Consider the following 17,488-nt stretch of genomic DNA (forward strand, 5'->3'; position numbering starts at 1 on the left):
CGCGGCCCGGACGATGGGCACGGATGTACCTCGGCCCCGGTCCGGAAATGGTGAGCGAGGCGTGTACGCGCCTCCATTCGGCCGGACTGTTCGGCGAAGGCGAGCCGATATGACCGGCGCCCAAGTTCCGCTCCCTCGGCATTGCCACCTGCTGGAGATCACCCCAATGCCCGGCGTGCGCTACAGCATCAACCTCGGCTACCTCCACGCGTCCCTGGCCGCCGACGAGACGTGTGCCCGGCACTACGAGGTGACCAAGCACGTCGTGTATCAGGAACCGGGCTTCATGAAAGATCCGACGTCGGTGCTCGATGGGATCAGCGAACTCGATGTGCTCGCGATCTCCGTCTACTTTTGGAACCGGCAGCCCTCGCTCGCTGTCGCCCAGGCAGCCAAGGCGCGGTGGCCCGACGCCACGATCATTGTTGGCGGAAACGAGGTCACCAACCAGGCCGAGCAGGTATTCGCCGAAGCACCTGGTGTCGATGTGATCGTCAACGGCGAAGGCGAGGTCACATTTTGTGAGCTTCTACGCAGCTTGGTAGGCGGTGCGCCGCAGAGTCTCCACGGCATCGCGGGCATCAGTTTCCGCGATGGCAATTCCACGGTGACGACCGAGGCGCGTCCGCGCATCAGCGATCTCGGGACCATACCGTCGCCCCTTCTCAGTGGCGTCTACCAGGACGCAGATATACGAGACTCACGCATCATCATTTTTGAAACCAACCGCGGTTGCCCGTACTCCTGCGCGTTTTGTTACTGGGGCGGCGCGACGAGCACAAAGGTTCGCAGATTTCCCCTAGAGCGCATCAAGGCAGAAATCACCTACATCGCCACCCACGCCGGCCCCGATTCGACCTTGTTCATCGCCGACGCCAACTTCGGGATTTTGCCGCAGGACATGGAGATCGCCGAGTGGCTCGTCGGTGAACTCCGCCGATTGAACAAACGAATGTTCCTATTCACCAATTGGGCGAAGAACACAACCGAACGGGTGCTTAGCGTGGCCGAAATTCTATTCTCGGGCAACCTGATATCAGCGGTCACCCTGTCGGCGCAGTCGTTCACCCCCGATGTTCTCGATATCGCCAGGCGTGCCAATATAAAGCCGACCTACTACCGTGAGCTGCAACGGGCATTCCAGGCGCGCGCGATCCCGACCTACACCGAACTGATTTGGGGCCTGCCCGGCGAGTCGCTCGACACGTACCTGGATGGGATCGAATGTGTCATCGACAGCGGCGGACATCCAGTGGTCTATCCGCTGCTGCTACTGAATAACACCGAATACACGACCGCGACATTCCGCGGAGCTCACTCCATCCGGACTCGACGCCTCCCATACCAGTTCACCAACCCGGAGATGCTCGCCGAAGTTGTGGTCGAGCACGACGTGATGCCCGAGGCCGACTGGCTGCTCGGATTGGAGCTGCGCCTCAGCGTCGCGGTGTTCTACAGCGCCTTGCTGGGTGGTCTGCTCAGGGTCACCAGCAAGCGAACGCAGACGCGGGTAGTCGACCTTTGCATGATGCTGACCGATTACCTGCGCGGCCTGGACCCGAAAACCTCCGTCGGAGCGCTGGCCCAAAACTACCGGGCCACGTGGACCGATCCCGACGCCTACCGCCCGGATCTCGTCCTGCGCTTCGTCGATGCCGCCAGCATCCCCGAGCACATGCACTACCAGGCAATCATCCGCTCGGCGCTGGCCGGCACCGACTATGAGGACCTCGTCCGCGGAGCGGACGCCTACCTGCGCACCCAGCTCGGGCCGTGCGCGCTGCCATCCGCAGACAACGACGAACTAGTCGCCTACCAACTGGCCAGTTGCGCGGCCTTGGCGTTGAACCTGCGCGGCAAAGCGAGTCAAGGCGACGTCACCGTGACGCTTAGTCAGAAGATCCATCAGCAGCTCGTCGATGTCGGACATTTGCTTCCGGCATTGACCTCCGATCAGCACAGGATAGTGACCGGCGAACGGCAAGTAACCTTCAGCGGCACGCGCTACGCGCAGTCACCACCCGACTCGCTCCTGCTGGCGATCTACCACGGAAGCATCCGGATTGGGCGCTCACTGCAACGACTGGAAGATGCACATTGAACGCACAACAACCGCGAGCGGTAGCCCCGGGCTATCACAAGGAGGTCCTGCGCAACCCGTGGTATCGCCTTCTCGGCGAGTTACAAAATTCGTTCAATGAGTTGACCGTCGAATTCTGGCGCGCGCGCGGCGGGCAGACACTGCATCTTCCGATCACGACAGGGGCCGTCTCCAGCCCAATTGGACTGGGTAGCGACTCAGTGCCGGTGGGCGTGGACCTGGGCGGCGCTCCTACCTTTCTCGCCGATTCGATGCAGTTCATGCTCGAAATGGGTTGCCGAATAAGCAGACGCGCCTGCTACTACATCATGCCGTCCTTCCGAGGTGAGCCCTCAGACGAGACCCACCTCAGCCAGTTCTTCCACAGCGAGGCCGAGATCTTCGGCGACCTGGCCCACGTGATGCGCCACGTGGAGGATTACCTCAGCTACTTAGCCGAGCAACTGCTCGCGCGACATCACTCCGCCGTTGTGGATGCTGCAGGCGACATCAGTCACATACTGGCGCTGATCGGCGCGGATTCGTTCCCCTCGATAACGTTCGACGAGGCAACCGAACTGCTGGACGAGGGCGACATCGTCGACCATGGAAGCTGGCGCACCATCACGCGCGCCGGTGAGCAGCGGCTCATGCAGCGCGTCGGCTCGCCACTGTGGCTCACCCACTGGGATCACCTCGCAGTGCCGTTCTACCAGGCTTTTTCACACACCGGTCGCAGCTTGAACGCCGATCTTCTGCTCGGACCCGGCGAGATCGTCGGGTGCGGTGAGCGCCACATCAAGGCACAGGATGTCCGTCGTGCACTAGCCCTCCATAAGGTCGATCCCGTTCCCTATGAATGGTATGTCGATATGCGCGAAGTCGATGAGTTGCAGACGAGCGGATTCGGTCTAGGCGTCGAACGATTCTTCATGTGGATGCTGCGCCACGACGACATCCGCGACATGCAACTGGTGCCGCGCGAAATGGGCAAGCAGATCACGCCGTAGGCCGACGACGATGCCTCCGATTCAGGCGTCGAGCTCCCGGGCGACGGCCCGGACCACCTCCGACACCCGACGGGCGACCTTGCGGTCGGGATAGCGACCACGCCGCAGTTCCGGCTGAACAGCGCCCTCCAGCAGGGTGATCATGTCCTCGACCATGCCGTGCAGTTCATCGGGTGAGTGCTTGTGCTCCACCGCTGGTGCGGCCTCCCGGCGGGTCCGGGCCAAACTCGGCGGCGGGTCGATCAGCTTCAGGCTCAGTGCCTGCGGGCCGCGGCGACCGGTGGCCACACCGAATTCGACACGCTGGCCTGCCTTGAGCTCCTCGACGCCGCTGGGGAGGGCCGAAGAACGCACGTACACGTCCTCCCCGTCCTCCTGCGAGAGGAAGCCGAAACCTTTTTCGGCGTCGTACCACTTCACCTTGCCGGTCGGCACTGGATCTCCCCTGCTTGCTTGACGTGAGGTTATAGGCGCGTGAGCGATCCTACTCAACGCCCCGCCACCGCAGACAGGCACTTTTGGTTCGGTAAGCTGGCCTGACCGCTGGAGGAGAAATGCGCGCCATCCTGAACATCATCTGGTTGCTCTTCGGCGGCCTGTGGCTGGCGATCGGCTACCTCGCGGCGGCGCTGGTCTGCTTTCTGCTCATCGTCACCATTCCCTTCGGTTTCGCCGCCGCGCGTATCGCGCTCTTCGCGCTATGGCCCTTCGGCCGCACCATCGTCGACAAGCCCGGCATCAACACCGGAGCGACGATCGGCAACGTGATCTGGGTGCTGCTGTGCGGCATTTGGCTGGCGATCGGCCACGTGCTGAGCGCGATCGCCATGGCGGTCACGATCATCGGAATTCCCTTGGCACTGGCCAACCTCAAGCTCATCCCGGTCTCGTTGATGCCGCTGGGCAAGGAGATCGTCCCGGTCGACCGTGCCAACGACTGGGCCAGCACCGCCGCACGGGGCCGTGCATGACGGTGACCACGCTGGGACTGCCCGAGGTCCGGCGCGATCAGGCACCCGTCCCCGCGGACATGCCCCGCAGCGGACCGATGCTGGACACCTTCGGGCGGGCGGCCACCGATCTGCGGGTATCGCTGACCGACCGGTGCAACCTGCGCTGCACCTACTGCATGCCGGCGCAGGGCCTGGACTGGCTGCCGGCTGAGGACCTACTGGGCTTCGACGAACTCACCCGGCTCTTGCGGCTGGCCGTCACCCGGCTCGGCATCCGGCGAATCCGGTTCACCGGCGGCGAGCCGCTGCTGTACCGACGGCTCGAGGACGTGATCGCCGAGACCGCCCGGTTCCAGCCGCGTCCGGAGATTGCCCTCACCACCAACGGGGTCGGATTGGCCCAGCGGGCCCGGTCGCTGGCCGCGGCCGGACTGGACCGGGTCAACGTGTCGCTGGACACCGTGAACCCGCAACACTTCGCGGCGATCACCCGCCGTGACCGACTGGGCGCGGTCCTCGACGGGCTGGGCGCCGCAGCCGAGGCAGGCCTCGGTCCGGTCAAGGTCAACGCCGTCCTCGATCCGGAGTCCGGTCCGACCGATGCCGTGGATCTGCTGCGGTTCTGCCTGCGCCACGACTATCAGCTGCGCATCATCGAGCAGATGCCGCTGGATGCCGATCACCAATGGCGCCGGGACTCCGCGCTGCGCGCCGACGCCATCCTGGCCGCCCTGCGGCACGCCTTCGACCTGCGACCGGACCGGGCTCCGCGTGGATCGGCGCCGGCTCGGCTGTGGCTGGTCGACGGCGGCCCCGCCACGGTGGGAGTCATAGCCTCGGTGTCGGATGAGTTCTGCGCGGCCTGCGACCGCACCCGCCTGACCGCCGACGGCCAGGTGCGCAACTGCCTGTTCGCCGCCGAGGAGACCGACCTGCGCGCCGTGCTGCGCGACGGCGGCAGCGACGCCGACATGGAACTCGCCTGGCGCACGGCCATGTGGCGAAAAGCTGCCGGGCACGGCATCAACGAACCCGATTTTGTACAGCCGCGCCGCCCGATGAGCGCCATCGGAGGCTGACTATGACCGACGTCACCACGGGCATTCCGGTGACCGTCCGGTTCTTTGCTGCGGCCCGAGACGCCGCCGGGACCGACAGCGGCCGACTGACGCTTCAACCCGGCGCGACCGTGTCGGATGCCATCCGCGAATTGTGTGGTCAGAGTGACAGAATGGCACTGGTGTTACAGAAGTGTTCATACCTGTGCGACGGAGTTGCAGTTCGCGACCGTGCGACTGTGCTGCGGCCCCATCAGACCTTGGACGTTCTGCCCCCCTTTGCGGGCGGCTAATCGTGATTTAAATCACATTACGGTACGGTCACGGCGTGGCCACGGATAGGTCAACTCGGCATCCGACCTGGGCTGACGCTGGGGATTTAGAGCTCTATTAGAGTTTGCCAGCTGGGGAAACGCACCTCTGCTGAAAAGGTGACTCTTTGCTGGGCAGCCGTTACCGTCGTCTCTGGCCCGCCCTGGTTTGGCAGGTCCTCTCCGCGCCACGCGCCGAACTCCATCCACGGAGCGGAGAGAACGCCGAGCACTTTCGGCCGGGCAACCTCTCCCGCCCGAACCCGACAGCTGAACTCGTAGGCGCGTTCGAGAGAGGACCGACATATGAGCGGACGCCATCGCAAGCCCACCACGTCTTCCGTCGGAGTCGCCAAGCTCGCCGTGACCGGCGCAGTGATCGGCGGCGGCAGCATCGGCCTGGCCGCCCAGGCTCAGGCCGCCAGCGACTCCGAGTGGGAAACCGTCGCCGCGTGCGAGTCCAGCGGCAATTGGGCGATCAACACCGGCAACGGCTACCAGGGTGGCTTGCAGTTCGCACCCAGCACCTGGTTGGGCTTCGGCGGTGGCGAGTTCGCGTCGGCCGCTCATCTGGCTTCCCGGGAAGAGCAGATCGCGATCGCCGAGAAGGTGCTCGCCGGGCAGGGCCGGGGAGCCTGGCCGGTGTGCGGGCGCGGCCTCTCCGGACCGACCCCACGCACCGTGACAGCCACCAAGGAAGACACCGAGACTCCGCACGCCGCTGCCGCCGCAGCGCCCGAGACCACGCCAGCATCTGTCGCCCCGCTGGACAACCCGCTGCCGGTGGTTCCGCCGGTCCCGCAGGACGCTGCGGCTCCGCAGGTCCTGGCCGCGCCCGCACCGGCAGCCCCGCCGGCCATCCCCGCGCCGGCTCCCGAGGCCGCGCCGGCGCCTGCTCCCGCGGCACCGGCTCCGGCTCCGGCTCCGGCTCCGGCTCCGGCTCCGGCTCCCGAGCAGGTTCCGGCCGCGCCGCAGCCCGAGCTCATCACCATCGCCAACACCGGCGCGGCGGACGCCACGGTGATCCAGGCCGGCCTGATGGCCCCAGAGCCGCTGGCCCCGGGCGACCCGGCTATCCCGCCGATCGTGCCGACCCCCCCCGTGCCGGCTCCTCCGGCTCCCCCGGCTCCGGCGGATGCCGCAGCTCCCCCGGCGGTCGCCCCGGCCGCCGCGCAGCTACCCGCACTGGGCGCGGCGGCGCCCGCGATCGTCGCGGCGCGTCAGCCGCAGGACGGTGTTCCGCATCTTCCGAGCCCGACCAGCCCGCCCCCGGGTACCAGCACCGTGCCGGTCGGCACGTCGAACCCGAACGTGTCGTACCTGCGGGAGCTGTGGCAGGCCGTGCAAAATCACGACATCGATAAGAATGACCTGCTGCTGGCGCTGGCCCAGCGCTCGTTCACCGGTCCCATTCCGGTTGACACCGTGCCGGGCGCTCCGGTCCCGGCCCCGCCGCCGGCTCCGGCCCCGGCCCCGGCCGGCTAGCCCGTCGACAACTCAGGCGCAGTTCACCCATTCGTCGGTTCCGTCGGCGAAGAACTGGTGCTTCCACACCGGCAGTCGTTCTTTGACGAGGTCGACCAGCCGGGCGCAGGTGATGAACGCTGCCTCTCGGTGGTCGGCCGCCACGGCCACCACCAAGGCGGCATCACCGATGGCGAGTGAACCGACCCGGTGGCTGGCGGCCAGCGCGCGTACCCCGAACGACTGGGCCGCCACCTCGGCGAGGACCTCGAAGAGGACCTCCCCGGCGTGCGGGTGGGCCTCGTAGTCCAGCCGCAGCACCTCTCGGCCGCCGTCGTGGTTGCGCACCACTCCGGCGAACCCGACCACGGCACCCGCCGCCGCATGGGCCACGAGCTGCTCATGCTCGGAGAGCAGCAGTGGCTCCGCCGTCACCGCCGCCCGCAGAATCCGGCTCATCGGTGGTCACCTCCGCTCAGTTGATCCAGAGCATGGTCGAGCACCTCGCCCAGCACGGACAGCCCGTCGCAAACACCTCCGGTGGAGCCGGGCAGGTTGACCACCAGGGTCCGCCCCGCCACCCCGCACACCCCGCGGGAGAGCACGGCTGTCGGGACCTGCGGCAGCCCGGACCGACGGATGGCGTCGGCCAGACCGGGAATCTGGTAGTCCACCACCGCCGCGGTGGCTTCAGGAGTCGTGTCGGTCGGCGAGATCCCGGTGCCGCCGGAGGTGATGACGACGTCGACACTCGCGTCCACCGCGGCGCGCAGCGCCTGCCCCACCGGGTTGCCGTCGGGGACCACCGCCGGCACCGGGACGTCGAAACCGCGGTCGGCGAGCCAGTCACGGATGAGCGGGCCGCACCGGTCCGAGTAGGTTCCGGCCGCGGCCCGGGTCGAGGCGATCACCACTCGAGCGGTCCGGCTCAACGCTGCACTGTCCAGGTACCGGTCTTGCCGCCCTCTTTGCGCACGACGTGGATATCGTCGATGCGGGCGGCCGGATCAACGGCTTTGATCATGTCGTAGACCGCCAACGCGGCCACAGAGACGGCGGTCAGCGCCTCCATTTCGACTCCGGTGCGGCCGGTGGTCCGTACCGACGCGGTGACGTCGATGGCCTCGGCGCGGATGTCGAAGTCGACGTCGACAGCGCTGAGCGCCAACTGATGACACAGCGGGATGAGGTCGCTGGTTCGCTTTGCGGCGAGAATGCCGGCCACCCGGGCCGTCGCGAGCGCGTCGCCCTTCGGTAATCCGCCGGACGTGATCAGACCCACCACCTCGGCGGTGGTGTGAACGGTGCCCGCTGCCACGGCCCGGCGTGCGGCCGCCGCCTTGTCACCGACGTCGACCATCCGGGCCGCGCCCTGCTCGTCGACGTGCGACAGCCGGTGCGGGCCGCTGCTCACCGCTACCGGTTGACGTTGGTAACCGGGTGCAGGTAAGGCAGAGTCGACGCAGGCAGCGGGAACGTGAGGTCACCGAACGGTGACAGCGCGCCCACCATAGGGGAGGCCAACTCGCTCACCGGATGGTCCTGGGGATCCCGGGTGGGCCAGCCGTTGTCGACATACCTGTGTTTCTGGGAGTTCTGTGCCACGGGATCATTGTGACATCTGACGCGCGAACTCGCGCCTATGCGGGCTGTTTTACCCTGGTCAGCAATGACCGAGCCGCGAGCCACCCGAGGCGTGCCGCTGGGCTCCTGGCTGTCCGAACTGCCCGACGAGCAGTTGATCCGCCTCCTGGAATTGCGCCCCGACCTGGCCCAACCCGCACCCGGAAGTGTCGCGGCGCTGGCGGCGCGGGCCGGCTCCCGGCAGTCGGTCAAGGCCGCCGCCGACGAGCTGGCCTATCTGCAGTTGGCGGTGCTGGACGCGCTGTTGGTGCTGCGCGCCGATCAGGAGTCGGTGCCGATCGGCGAGCTGGTCGCACTGATCGGCAGCCGCGCGCCCCAGGCAGACGTCCTGACCGCTCTCGACGCGCTCCGCGACCGGGCCCTGGTGTGGGGCGACGCCGCACTGCGGGTGTCCGCGGAGGTCTCGGCCGCCCTGCCCTGGTACCCGGGCCAGGCGATGGCCGAAGACGAACGCCGGTCGGGTGCCGAACTGGCCGAGGCGCTCGACGCGCTGGACGACCCGGCGCGCGACGTCCTCGATCGCCTGGTGGGCGGCTCGCCGATCGGCCGCACCCGCGACGCCGCACCGGACGCCCCGCCCGACCGGCCAGTGCAGCGACTCCTGACCGCTGGACTGCTCCGGCAGGTCGACTCCGACACCGTCGTGCTGCCGCGGGCCATCGGGCAGGTGCTGCGCGGGCAGGAGCCCGGCCCGGTCGACCTCACGCCACCCGATCCCGTGGTGCGCATGGCCACCGTCGAGGACGTCGACGCGTCGGCGGCCGGCGGGGCGATGGAATTGATGCGCCAGGTCGAGGTGGTGCTTGAAGCCCTCTCTGCCGCACCGGTTCCGGAGTTGCGCAGCGGCGGCCTCGGTGTACGCGAGGCTAAGCGGCTGAGTAAGACCACCGGGATCGACGAGCGGCGGCTCGGCCTGATCCTGGAGTTGGCCGCCGCCGCCGGCCTGATCGCCAGCGGGATCCCCGACCCGGCACCGGGGACAGACGGCACCACCTACTGGGCACCCACCGTCGGCACCGACCGGTTCCTGGAGTCGGCGGCGGCCTCGCGCTGGCTTCAGTTGGCCACTACCTGGCTGGACCTGCCGTCACGTCCGGGCCTGATCGGCGATCGCGGCCCCGACGGTAAACCCTATGCCGCGCTGTCGGATTCGCTGTACTCCACCGCCGCCCCCCTGGATCGGCGGCTACTGCTGGGCATGCTGGCCGAATTGCCCGCCGGCGCCGGTGTCGACGCGTTCAGCGCCTCACGAGCCCTCGTCTGGCGCCGGCCGCGGTGGGCGGCCCGGTTGCAGCCCGCCCCCGTCGGCCATCTGCTCGACGAGGCCCACGCCGTGGGGCTCACCGGCCGCAATGCCTTGAGCACACCGGCGCAGACGTTGCTGCAGGACTCCGACCCGCTGGCCGCGATGGCCAAGGCGCTGCCCGCGCCGATCGACTACTTCATGGTCCAGGCCGACCTGACCGTGGTGGTGCCAGGCCCTTTGCATCGCGACCTGGCCGACGAACTGGCGGCCGTGGCCACCGTCGAGTCGGCGGGCGCGGCCATGGTGTACCGGATCAGCGAACAGTCCGTGCGCCACGCCCTTGACACCGGACACACCGCCGAAGGCTTGCAGCGATTCTTCGAGCGTTATTCGAAAACCCGGGTGCCCCAGGGCTTGAGCTACCTCATCAACGACGTGTCCCGCCGGCACGGCCAACTGCGGGTCGGCATGGCCAGCTCGTTCGTCCGCTGCGACGACCCGGCGCTGCTGTCGCACGCCGTCAGCGCCCCGGCGGTCACCAAGTGCGAGGTGCGACTGCTGGCGCCCACGGTGGCGGTGTCCCCGGCACCCATCGCCGACCTGCTGGCCGCGCTGCGCCAGGACGGTTTCGCACCGGCGGCCGAGGACTCCTCGGGGGCGATCGTGGACCTGCGCCGCCGCGGAGCCCGGGTGCCGGTGAACCCGGTCCGGCGGACGCTGCGGCCGGTGTCGCGACCCAGCCCGGACACCTTGGCCGCCGTGGTCTCGGTGCTGCGCCGGGTCGACTCCTCCCCGCTGGGCGGGATGCGGGTAGACCCGGCGGTCGCGATGGCACTGCTGCAGCAGGCCGCCGTGCACGGCAAGGATGTGCTGATCGGCTACGTCGACGCCGCGGGCGTGGCCACCCAGCGGGTGGTACGGCCGCTGGCCGTGCACGGCGGGCAACTGGTGGCGTGGGATTCCGCGCAGGGCCGGCCGCGGGAGTTCGCGGTGCACAGGGTGACTTCGGTGATGTCGGCGGAGTCCGGATAATAGGGCCCATGACCTTTCCGGCGGGATGCGGCGCTAATGAGTGACGGTCCGCTGATCGTGCAGTCCGACAAGACCGTGCTGCTGGAGGTCGACCACGAACAGGCGCAAGCCGCCCGGGCCGCCATCGCGCCGTTCGCCGAACTCGAACGGGCACCCGAGCACGTCCACACCTACCGGATCACTCCGCTGGCACTGTGGAACGCCCGCGCCGCCGGGCACGACGCCGAGCAGGTGGTCGACGCTCTGGTGACGTTCTCCCGCTATGCCGTTCCCCAGCCGCTGCTGGTCGACATCGTCGACACCATGGCCCGGTACGGCCGCCTGCAGCTGGTCAAGCACCCCGCCCACGGGCTGTGCCTGGTCAGCCTGGACCGGGCGGTGCTCGCCGAGGTGCTGCGCAACAAGAAGATCACCCCGATGCTCGGTGCCCAGGTGGACGTCGACACCGTGATCGTGCATCCCAGCGAACGCGGCCGGGTCAAGCAGATGCTGCTCAAAATCGGCTGGCCCGCCGAGGATCTCGCCGGCTACGTCGACGGTGAAGCCCACCCGATCAGCCTGGCTCAGGACGGCTGGGAGTTACGCGACTACCAGCAGATGGCGGCCGAGTCGTTCTGGGCCGGCGGTTCGGGGGTGGTGGTGCTGCCCTGCGGCGCCGGCAAGACCATCGTCGGCGCGGCCGCGATGGCCAGGGCCGGCGCCACCACGCTGATCCTGGTCACCAACACCGTGGCAGGCCGGCAGTGGAAACGGGAACTGATCGCGCGGACGTCGCTCACCGAGGAGGAGATCGGCGAGTACTCCGGGGAACGCAAGGAGATCCGGCCGGTCACCATCGCTACCTACCAGGTGATCACCCGCCGCACCAAGGGCGAGTACCGGCATCTGGAGTTGTTCGACAGCCGCGACTGGGGGCTGATCATCTATGACGAGGTGCATCTGCTGCCCGCCCCGGTGTTCCGGATGACCGCCGATCTGCAGTCCCGCCGCCGGCTGGGCCTGACCGCCACTCTGATCCGCGAGGACGGCCGCGAGGGTGACGTATTCAGCCTGATCGGCCCCAAGCGCTACGACGCGCCGTGGAAGGACATCGAGGCCCAGGGCTGGATCGCCCCGGCCGAGTGCGTCGAGGTCCGGGTGACCATGACCGACAACGAGCGGATGCAGTACGCCGTCGCCGAACCCGAGGAACGCTACAAGCTGTGCTCGACGGCCCACACCAAGGTCGCGGTGGTGAAGTCGATCCTCGCCAAGCACCCCGGCGAGCCGACCCTGGTGATCGGGGCCTACCTCGACCAACTCGACGAACTCGGCAAAGAACTGGATGCGCCGGTGATCCAGGGGTCAACCAAGAACGCCGAACGCGAGGCTCTGTTCGACGCCTTCCGCCGCGGTGAGATCAAGACGCTGGTGGTCTCCAAGGTGGCCAACTTCTCCATCGACCTGCCGGAAGCGTCGGTGGCGGTGCAGGTTTCGGGCACCTTCGGCTCACGCCAGGAAGAGGCCCAGCGGCTGGGCCGGTTATTGCGGCCCAAGCACGACGGCGGTGGCGCAATCTTCTACTCGGTGGTCTCCCGGGACAGTCTCGACACCGACTATGCCGCGCACCGGCAGCGGTTCCTCGCCGAGCAGGGCTACGGCTACATCATCACCGACGCCGACGACCTGCTGGGCCCGGCGATCTGACGTCAGCGGTTCACCCTCGGTGTGCGCCCGGCGTGCATCGGTGAGCGGGTTATGCCGCCGCGGTGGCAACAGGCAGGGTGGCTGGTCCGGTGACGCCGGTGAGCATCTTCCAGGGCGCCGGCCCGGTGCGATGCAGTCCGGGGCAGCGGGCGGCGAAGGCGCGCAGGCCTTCGCTGAGTTCAAGTCGGGCCAGGTGAGCTCCCAGGCAGTAGTGAACGCCGCCGCCGAACGTGAGTATGGGTGCGGGGTGTTCCCGGGTGATGTCGAGGCGGTCGGGGTCGGCGAAGACGGCGGGGTCACGGTTGGCAGCCGCGGTGTTGGCCAACACCAGGGTTCCCGCTGGGATGGTCACACCGGCCATCTCCACGTCCTCGGTCGCGCACCGCATCGCGCCGAACACAACAGGGTAGAAGCGCACCAATTCCCCGACTGCCTGCGCGGTGAGCTCGGGTTGTGCCGCCAGCGTGGCCCATTGGTCGGGGTGGTCGACGAGGCATTCGATGGCCGCCGACAGCTGATTTCGAGTGGTATCGGTGCCGGCGATCAACAGGGCTCCAGCAAGCATCAGCAATTCCGAATGGCTCAGCCGATCACCGTCATCCTCGGCGCGAATGAGTTCGGAGACCAGGTCGTCGGTGAGAGCGCATCGACGTTGAGCCACAATGCCTTCCAGATAACGGTCGAGATCGTCCCACGCCTGTTCGATTTCAGGCCCGTCGTTGACGACGTTCCAGTTGAAAATCTTCATGATCGAGTCAGCCCATCCGGAGAACAGGTGCCAGTCCTGTGGGGGCACGCCCAGCAGCGTGCAGATGACCGGTGTGGGGTAGCGGCGCGAGACATCGGTCACCACGTCGCCGGACCCTGCGGCCGCCAGCGCCTCGACCAGGTCGGTCACCGTCTGGTGCACCACCGTCTGCAGCCGGGCGACCGCCCGCGGCGAGAACGCCTTGCTGACCAGACGACGCAGACGGCTGTGCGCATCGCCGTCGATGCTGAGGATGTTGGTGGCGGCCCGGTTCCACAGTAGCCCGGAGGTAATGCCCTGCGAGTCCAGCCCGCTCGGGAACCCTTTTCAACAATCGAGACATTTTCTTCCCAGAGGGCCTGCGCCGATGGCGGTCCGGCACGATGGTCAGCGATCTTACGGATGAAATGGCGGGTCGCTTCGACGGTACCAACGAGGACGCCGTCTGGGACCTGTACCGGACCAAGTACGGACTCGCCTGTACACCCGAGACCGGGAACTTCCTCATGGGAATGCTCTCCGTCGCCGAGCGCGACACCATCTCCGCCGGTCTGTCACAGGTCACACACGACCATCTCCTCGACGTCGTCCAGACCAGCGCTGGACCGGAGATGATCGTGCGCGGCGGGACCCCGATCCCGGTCGAAGCCGGCAGCTGGATCGTCAACTGCACCGGATACGTCACGGGGCGTATGCATCCGTACGAACCGTACCGTTCCCCTGGCGGACGCATTCTATCTCTTCAGATGCGTTCAGCCACAATGCATCTCCCATCATTCATGGCATATTTCTCCACACATCTGTTGTTCAGCGGAAAGCTCTGCGACGTCCCGCTCTACGAAGTCGATTGGATGGAGCTGTACCAGAAGGCGCGGCGGGCCTTCCCCTTCACCCTATTGACGCTGGCACAGTTCAATCTCGGCCTCTACGCCGACAACCTTCCGATGACGGCGTTCCGCGAATTCGGTCTGGACTTCGACCGCTGGTATCCGCTGCCACGGCGCCTGGTCGCGACGGCGAAATTCGTTGCGGGACATCGTCGGGAGCGCGATCGGCTTCGCCACGTCCTCGACACCGTCCACAACCGGTTCGACGTGCGCTGCGGACCCTTGGAATCGCCGCAGCGGTCGGCGCGCTGAGATGGAACAGTATCGACGCTCCGCGGGGTCTCAGCCCAGCGCGGGAATGACCTGCTTTTCGAACATCTCGATGCCCGAACGGTCGTAAGCTGCCTCAGGGAAGTAGCAGATCACGTACTCGCAACCGAGATCACGCAACCGGCTGAGCCGTTCGATCACCCGGTCGGGGGTTCCGGTGGCCGATCCGGGGTTGTCGTTCATCGCCATCATCGCGTCGGCGGCGGCGTCGCCACAGATGTCGGCGAGCCGGTCCCGCACCCGCTGCGCCCGCTGGTCGAAGTCGGCGTCGGATTCCCCCAGGATTGCGTTGACGTTGGCCGACCGGACGATCGCGTCGTAGTCGGTGCCGACCTCGCGGCAGTGCCCGGCGAGGATCTCCGACTTGTGCGCGAACTCGTCGGGATCGGCGCTGTAGTTGGTGTACTGCCCGTATTCAGCGGCGATCTTCAACGTCACCTTCTCACCGCCGCCGGCGATCCACAGCGGGATGCCCTCGGGCTGAAGCGGTGTGGGCGCCACGATCGCGCCGTCGACCTGGTAGTGCTTGCCGGCGAAAGTCACCTGCCCATCGCGCCAGGCGTCCCGCATGATCTGCACACCCTCGTCCAGGCGCGCCAGCCGCACCCCCGCCGACGGGAAGCCGTATCCATATGCGCGCCATTCGTGTTCGTACCAGCCGCCGCCGATACCCATCTGCACGCGGCCACCGGAGATGACGTCGGTGGTGGCCGCCACCTTGGCCAGATACACGGGGTTTCGATAGCTCATGGCGGTGCACATCTGGCCGAGCTTGATCCGCGTCGTGCTGGCGGCGAGGGCGGCCATCAGGGTCCACGCCTCGTGGGTGGCTTCGTTGGTGGGCATCGGCACGGTGTGGAAGTGGTCGTAGACCCAGAGCGAATCCCACGGTCCGGCGTCGGCGTGCTGGGCGAGGTCGCGCATCGTCTCCCAGTGCTTCTCCACCGGTATCCCCACCAGGTCGAGTCGCCAGCCCTGGGGAATGAAGAGTCCGAATCGCATCTTTCGACCTTACGACTACGACTGACGCCTGGCAGCCCCCGCGGATGCGGGGGCTGCCAAGGGAAACCGCCGAGAACATTGGTCAGCTGGGCGGCAACTCTGCGCAGATGTCGGTCACCTTCCCCTTCTCACTGACCGTCGTCCAGTTGCCGGAGGCGTCGATGTTGACCACCGCGCGGCCGGTGACGAGTTTCGTCGCAGGCCCGGGCTCACCGCCGGCCTGCGTATGGTCGGGAAGTAGAACAGGACGTTGTGCCCGGTCACCGTGAGCGTCGAGGTTCCATCGGAGCGGGTCACCGTCTTCGAGGTTGCGCCGTTGCCCTTCAACGAGTACGTGGAGGAAGGGTCGTCGGGGTTGAAGAAGGCGAGATCGGGCCCCTTGCCGGTGACCTTGGTGGTGACGGTTCCGTCCTTGCTGGTGGAGGTCTTCGTCACCTGGCGTGCGTTGTCACCGACCGTGACGCTCACCGCGCTGTTCTTGCAGACTTGTCCACACGGGAACGAGTTGGTCGAGTCCGCGTGCGCAGATGCGGTTCCGAGCACAGCGCCGACCCCGAGCCCCAACACTGGGACGCCCAACCCGATCAGCCGTCGATACATCTTCATGTGAAGTCGAACCGAATAGGGGGTTCTCACACACCGTTGCCCGAGAACCTCTGAAGCGTCTGACAGTGTGACCGCCAGTAAATAGGTCAAAGGTCCCTTTTTGCATTCCACCTGCCCCTAGTCCTCACGGTGTCCACCCCAGCGAAGATCGCTGTACGCCGATCGGATTAATTCCGACACAGGCCATGCGAAAGGGCCCCCGAAACACGTGGTTTCGAGGGCCCCTTCGGCTCAGCCGGCTGCTAGCTCAGCAGCGACGCCGGCGGGTTGAAGCGGTTGCCGTAGCGCTCCGCCAGGTCCTTGGCGCGGGCCACGAAGGCGGCCTTACCACCCGGATAACCGGTGATGAACTGCGCGGCACCACCGGTCCACGGCGGGAAGCCGATGCCCATGATCGAGCCGATGTTGGCGTCCGCGGTGGTGGTGATGACCCCTTCATCGAAGCACTTCTGGGTCTCCAGCGCCTCGGCGAACAGCATCCGGTCGATCATGTCCTGCAGCGGAATCTTGGAGCTGCCGGACTTGAACGTCTCCCGCAGACCCGGCCAGAGCTGGGTGCGGTTGCCGTCGACGTACTCGTAGAAGCCGGCACCGGACAGCCGCGACGGCCGGCCGAGCTCGATCATCTTGTCCACGACGGCCTCGGCCGGGTGCGGCACATGGGTTCCGCCGGCGTCCTCGATGCCCTTGCGGGTGGCCGCCGCGATCTTGTGCATCAGCTCCAGGTTGAGCTCGTCGGAGAGTTGCAGCGGCGGCGCCGGATAGCCGGCCTGCGACCCGGCGTGCTCGATCGACGCCGGCTCCACACCCTCGCCCAGCATGGCCAGCGCCTCGTTGAGGAAGGTGCCGATCACGCGGCTGGTGTAAAAACCGCGGCTGTCGTTGACCACGATCGGGGTCTTGCCGATCGCCAGGGTGTAGTCGAACACCCGGGCCAGCGCCTCGTCAGAGGTCTTCTCGCCCTTGATGATCTCGACCAGCGGCATCTTGTCGACCGGAGAAAAGAAGTGGATGCCGATGAAGTCCTCCTGGCGCTTGACCCCGGTGGCCAGCCCGGTGATGGGCATGGTGGAGGTGTTAGAGCCCAGGATGGCGTTGGGCTCGACGATGTCCTCGATCTCACCGAACACCTTGTGCTTGAGTTCCTGGCTTTCAAAGACGGCCTCGATGACGAAGTCGACACCCTTGAAGTCGGCTGCGTCGGCGGTCGGATGAATCCTGTTGAGGACTTCGCTTGACTTTTCTGGGGTGGTGCGGCCCCGCTCGAGCGCCTTGGCTTCGATCTTCTCCGAGTAGTTCTTGCCCTTATTCGCCGCCTCGATGGTGACGTCCTTGAGCACCACGTCGAAACCGGCCTTGGCCGACACGTAGGCGATACCGGCGCCCATCATGCCCGCGCCCAGCACGCCGATCTTGGTGATCGGGGTCTTGCCGATGCCTTCGGGGCGTGAGCCGCCGGCGTTGATCGCCTGCATGTCGAAGAAGAACGCC

General features: G+C 67.1%; 17 protein-coding genes, 1 pseudogene and 1 riboswitch. Of the genes and pseudogenes, 10 read left to right on the forward strand and 8 right to left on the reverse strand.

Annotated features, from left to right (window positions below):
* Positions 1-109: 109 nt before the first annotated feature.
* Both ADBZ6I_RS08050 and ADBZ6I_RS08055 read left to right on the forward strand, forming a co-directional pair.
* Entirely contained in the window at positions 110-2,101 is a 1,992-nt protein-coding gene (locus ADBZ6I_RS08050; protein ID WP_526382624.1) for a cobalamin-dependent protein, read from the forward strand.
* Positions 2,098-3,090: an amino acid--tRNA ligase-related protein gene (locus ADBZ6I_RS08055; RefSeq protein WP_526382626.1), complete on the forward strand. Its 993-nt coding sequence runs from the start codon at positions 2,098-2,100 to the stop codon at positions 3,088-3,090. Before ADBZ6I_RS08050 ends, ADBZ6I_RS08055 begins: the two co-directional genes overlap by 4 nt.
* A 21-nt stretch (positions 3,091-3,111) precedes the next feature.
* Here the strand turns inward: ADBZ6I_RS08055 and ADBZ6I_RS08060 are convergent, their stop codons facing one another.
* The gene (locus tag ADBZ6I_RS08060; protein WP_526382628.1) at positions 3,112-3,525 is read right to left on the reverse strand and encodes a cold-shock protein; all 414 of its coding nucleotides are present in this window, start codon (positions 3,523-3,525) and stop codon (positions 3,112-3,114) included.
* A gap of 119 nt (positions 3,526-3,644) precedes the next feature.
* Here ADBZ6I_RS08060 and ADBZ6I_RS08065 point away from each other — a divergent pair, with 119 nt between their 5' ends.
* The 4 genes from ADBZ6I_RS08065 to ADBZ6I_RS08080 all read left to right on the forward strand — a co-directional run bounded on the left by ADBZ6I_RS08065 (position 3,645) and on the right by ADBZ6I_RS08080 (position 6,897).
* Complete coding sequence (locus ADBZ6I_RS08065; RefSeq protein WP_526382630.1) at positions 3,645-4,061, forward strand: YccF domain-containing protein; 417 nt, start codon at positions 3,645-3,647, stop codon at positions 4,059-4,061.
* Complete coding sequence (gene moaA / locus ADBZ6I_RS08070) at positions 4,058-5,122, forward strand: GTP 3',8-cyclase MoaA (protein WP_526382632.1); 1,065 nt, start codon at positions 4,058-4,060, stop codon at positions 5,120-5,122. Before ADBZ6I_RS08065 ends, moaA begins: the two co-directional genes overlap by 4 nt.
* Before the next feature lie 2 nt (positions 5,123-5,124).
* Positions 5,125-5,394 (forward strand): MoaD/ThiS family protein, encoded by a 270-nt coding sequence (locus ADBZ6I_RS08075; protein ID WP_526382634.1) that lies wholly within the window; start codon positions 5,125-5,127, stop codon positions 5,392-5,394.
* A gap of 118 nt (positions 5,395-5,512) precedes the next feature.
* Positions 5,513-5,712: riboswitch (cyclic di-AMP (ydaO/yuaA leader) on the forward strand.
* Positions 5,713-5,718: 6 nt separating this feature from the next.
* Positions 5,719-6,897 carry a transglycosylase family protein gene (locus tag ADBZ6I_RS08080; RefSeq protein WP_526382636.1) on the forward strand — a complete coding sequence of 393 codons (1,179 nt, stop codon included), beginning with the start codon at positions 5,719-5,721 and terminating at the stop codon, positions 6,895-6,897.
* 12 nt (positions 6,898-6,909) lie between these two features.
* Here the strand turns inward: ADBZ6I_RS08080 and ADBZ6I_RS08085 are convergent, their stop codons facing one another.
* From ADBZ6I_RS08085 to ADBZ6I_RS08100, 4 genes are read right to left on the reverse strand one after another with little or no spacing between them, the layout of a single operon-like run.
* Positions 6,910-7,335, reverse strand: coding sequence for a molybdenum cofactor biosynthesis protein MoaE (locus ADBZ6I_RS08085; RefSeq protein ID WP_526382638.1), 426 nt, complete (start codon positions 7,333-7,335; stop codon positions 6,910-6,912).
* Positions 7,332-7,808, reverse strand: coding sequence for a MogA/MoaB family molybdenum cofactor biosynthesis protein (locus ADBZ6I_RS08090; protein WP_526382640.1), 477 nt, complete (start codon positions 7,806-7,808; stop codon positions 7,332-7,334). Before ADBZ6I_RS08090 ends, ADBZ6I_RS08085 begins: the two co-directional genes overlap by 4 nt.
* Complete coding sequence (moaC, locus tag ADBZ6I_RS08095; RefSeq protein WP_526382642.1) at positions 7,805-8,290, reverse strand: cyclic pyranopterin monophosphate synthase MoaC; 486 nt, start codon at positions 8,288-8,290, stop codon at positions 7,805-7,807. The genes ADBZ6I_RS08090 and moaC overlap by 4 nt, the downstream gene beginning before the upstream one ends.
* Before the next feature lie 2 nt (positions 8,291-8,292).
* Positions 8,293-8,481 (reverse strand): hypothetical protein, encoded by a 189-nt coding sequence (locus ADBZ6I_RS08100; protein WP_526382644.1) that lies wholly within the window; start codon positions 8,479-8,481, stop codon positions 8,293-8,295.
* A 64-nt stretch (positions 8,482-8,545) separates the two neighbouring features.
* On the opposite strand from ADBZ6I_RS08100, the gene ADBZ6I_RS08105 reads away from it, so the two are divergent.
* Both ADBZ6I_RS08105 and ADBZ6I_RS08110 read left to right on the forward strand, forming a co-directional pair.
* Complete coding sequence (locus tag ADBZ6I_RS08105) at positions 8,546-10,798, forward strand: helicase-associated domain-containing protein (RefSeq protein WP_526382646.1); 2,253 nt, start codon at positions 8,546-8,548, stop codon at positions 10,796-10,798.
* A 36-nt stretch (positions 10,799-10,834) separates the two neighbouring features.
* The gene (locus ADBZ6I_RS08110; RefSeq protein WP_526382648.1) at positions 10,835-12,484 is read left to right on the forward strand and encodes a DNA repair helicase XPB; all 1,650 of its coding nucleotides are present in this window, start codon (positions 10,835-10,837) and stop codon (positions 12,482-12,484) included.
* Positions 12,485-12,533: 49 nt separating this feature from the next.
* On the opposite strand, the pseudogene ADBZ6I_RS08115 reads toward ADBZ6I_RS08110, so the two are convergent.
* Positions 12,534-13,544: pseudogene (locus ADBZ6I_RS08115) on the reverse strand (cytochrome P450); the annotation flags it as partial.
* 95 nt (positions 13,545-13,639) lie between these two features.
* On the opposite strand from ADBZ6I_RS08115, the gene ADBZ6I_RS08120 reads away from it, so the two are divergent.
* Positions 13,640-14,371 (forward strand): hypothetical protein, encoded by a 732-nt coding sequence (locus ADBZ6I_RS08120; protein WP_526382650.1) that lies wholly within the window; start codon positions 13,640-13,642, stop codon positions 14,369-14,371.
* Positions 14,372-14,401: 30 nt separating this feature from the next.
* On the opposite strand, the gene ADBZ6I_RS08125 is transcribed toward ADBZ6I_RS08120, so the two are convergent.
* Positions 14,402-15,391 carry an LLM class F420-dependent oxidoreductase gene (locus ADBZ6I_RS08125; protein ID WP_526382652.1) on the reverse strand — a complete coding sequence of 330 codons (990 nt, stop codon included), beginning with the start codon at positions 15,389-15,391 and terminating at the stop codon, positions 14,402-14,404.
* Between the two features lie 265 nt (positions 15,392-15,656).
* Between ADBZ6I_RS08125 and ADBZ6I_RS08130 the strand changes: the two genes are divergently transcribed.
* Entirely contained in the window at positions 15,657-16,001 is a 345-nt protein-coding gene (locus ADBZ6I_RS08130; RefSeq protein WP_526382654.1) for a hypothetical protein, read from the forward strand.
* Positions 16,002-16,239: 238 nt separating this feature from the next.
* On the opposite strand, the gene ADBZ6I_RS08135 is transcribed toward ADBZ6I_RS08130, so the two are convergent.
* On the reverse strand, positions 16,240-17,488 hold a 1,249-nt coding region (locus ADBZ6I_RS08135), incomplete at its 5' end, for a 3-hydroxyacyl-CoA dehydrogenase family protein (protein WP_526382656.1).

Source organism: Mycobacterium sp., assembly GCF_044342925.1.
GTDB lineage: Bacteria > Actinomycetota > Actinomycetes > Mycobacteriales > Mycobacteriaceae > Mycobacterium.

Coding starts and splice junctions, on each gene's coding strand:
- ADBZ6I_RS08050 (WP_526382624.1), top strand. CDS start 110: ATGACCGGCGCCCAAGTTCCGCTCCCTCGGCATTGCCACCTGCTGGAG.
- ADBZ6I_RS08065 (WP_526382630.1), top strand. CDS start 3,645: ATGCGCGCCATCCTGAACATCATCTGGTTGCTCTTCGGCGGCCTGTGG.
- moaA (WP_526382632.1), top strand. CDS start 4,058: ATGACGGTGACCACGCTGGGACTGCCCGAGGTCCGGCGCGATCAGGCA.
- ADBZ6I_RS08075 (WP_526382634.1), top strand. CDS start 5,125: ATGACCGACGTCACCACGGGCATTCCGGTGACCGTCCGGTTCTTTGCT.
- ADBZ6I_RS08080 (WP_526382636.1), top strand. CDS start 5,719: ATGAGCGGACGCCATCGCAAGCCCACCACGTCTTCCGTCGGAGTCGCC.
- ADBZ6I_RS08085 (WP_526382638.1), bottom strand. CDS start 7,335: ATGAGCCGGATTCTGCGGGCGGCGGTGACGGCGGAGCCACTGCTGCTC.
- ADBZ6I_RS08105 (WP_526382646.1), top strand. CDS start 8,546: ATGACCGAGCCGCGAGCCACCCGAGGCGTGCCGCTGGGCTCCTGGCTG.
- ADBZ6I_RS08110 (WP_526382648.1), top strand. CDS start 10,835: ATGAGTGACGGTCCGCTGATCGTGCAGTCCGACAAGACCGTGCTGCTG.
- ADBZ6I_RS08120 (WP_526382650.1), top strand. CDS start 13,640: ATGGCGGGTCGCTTCGACGGTACCAACGAGGACGCCGTCTGGGACCTG.
- ADBZ6I_RS08125 (WP_526382652.1), bottom strand. CDS start 15,391: ATGCGATTCGGACTCTTCATTCCCCAGGGCTGGCGACTCGACCTGGTG.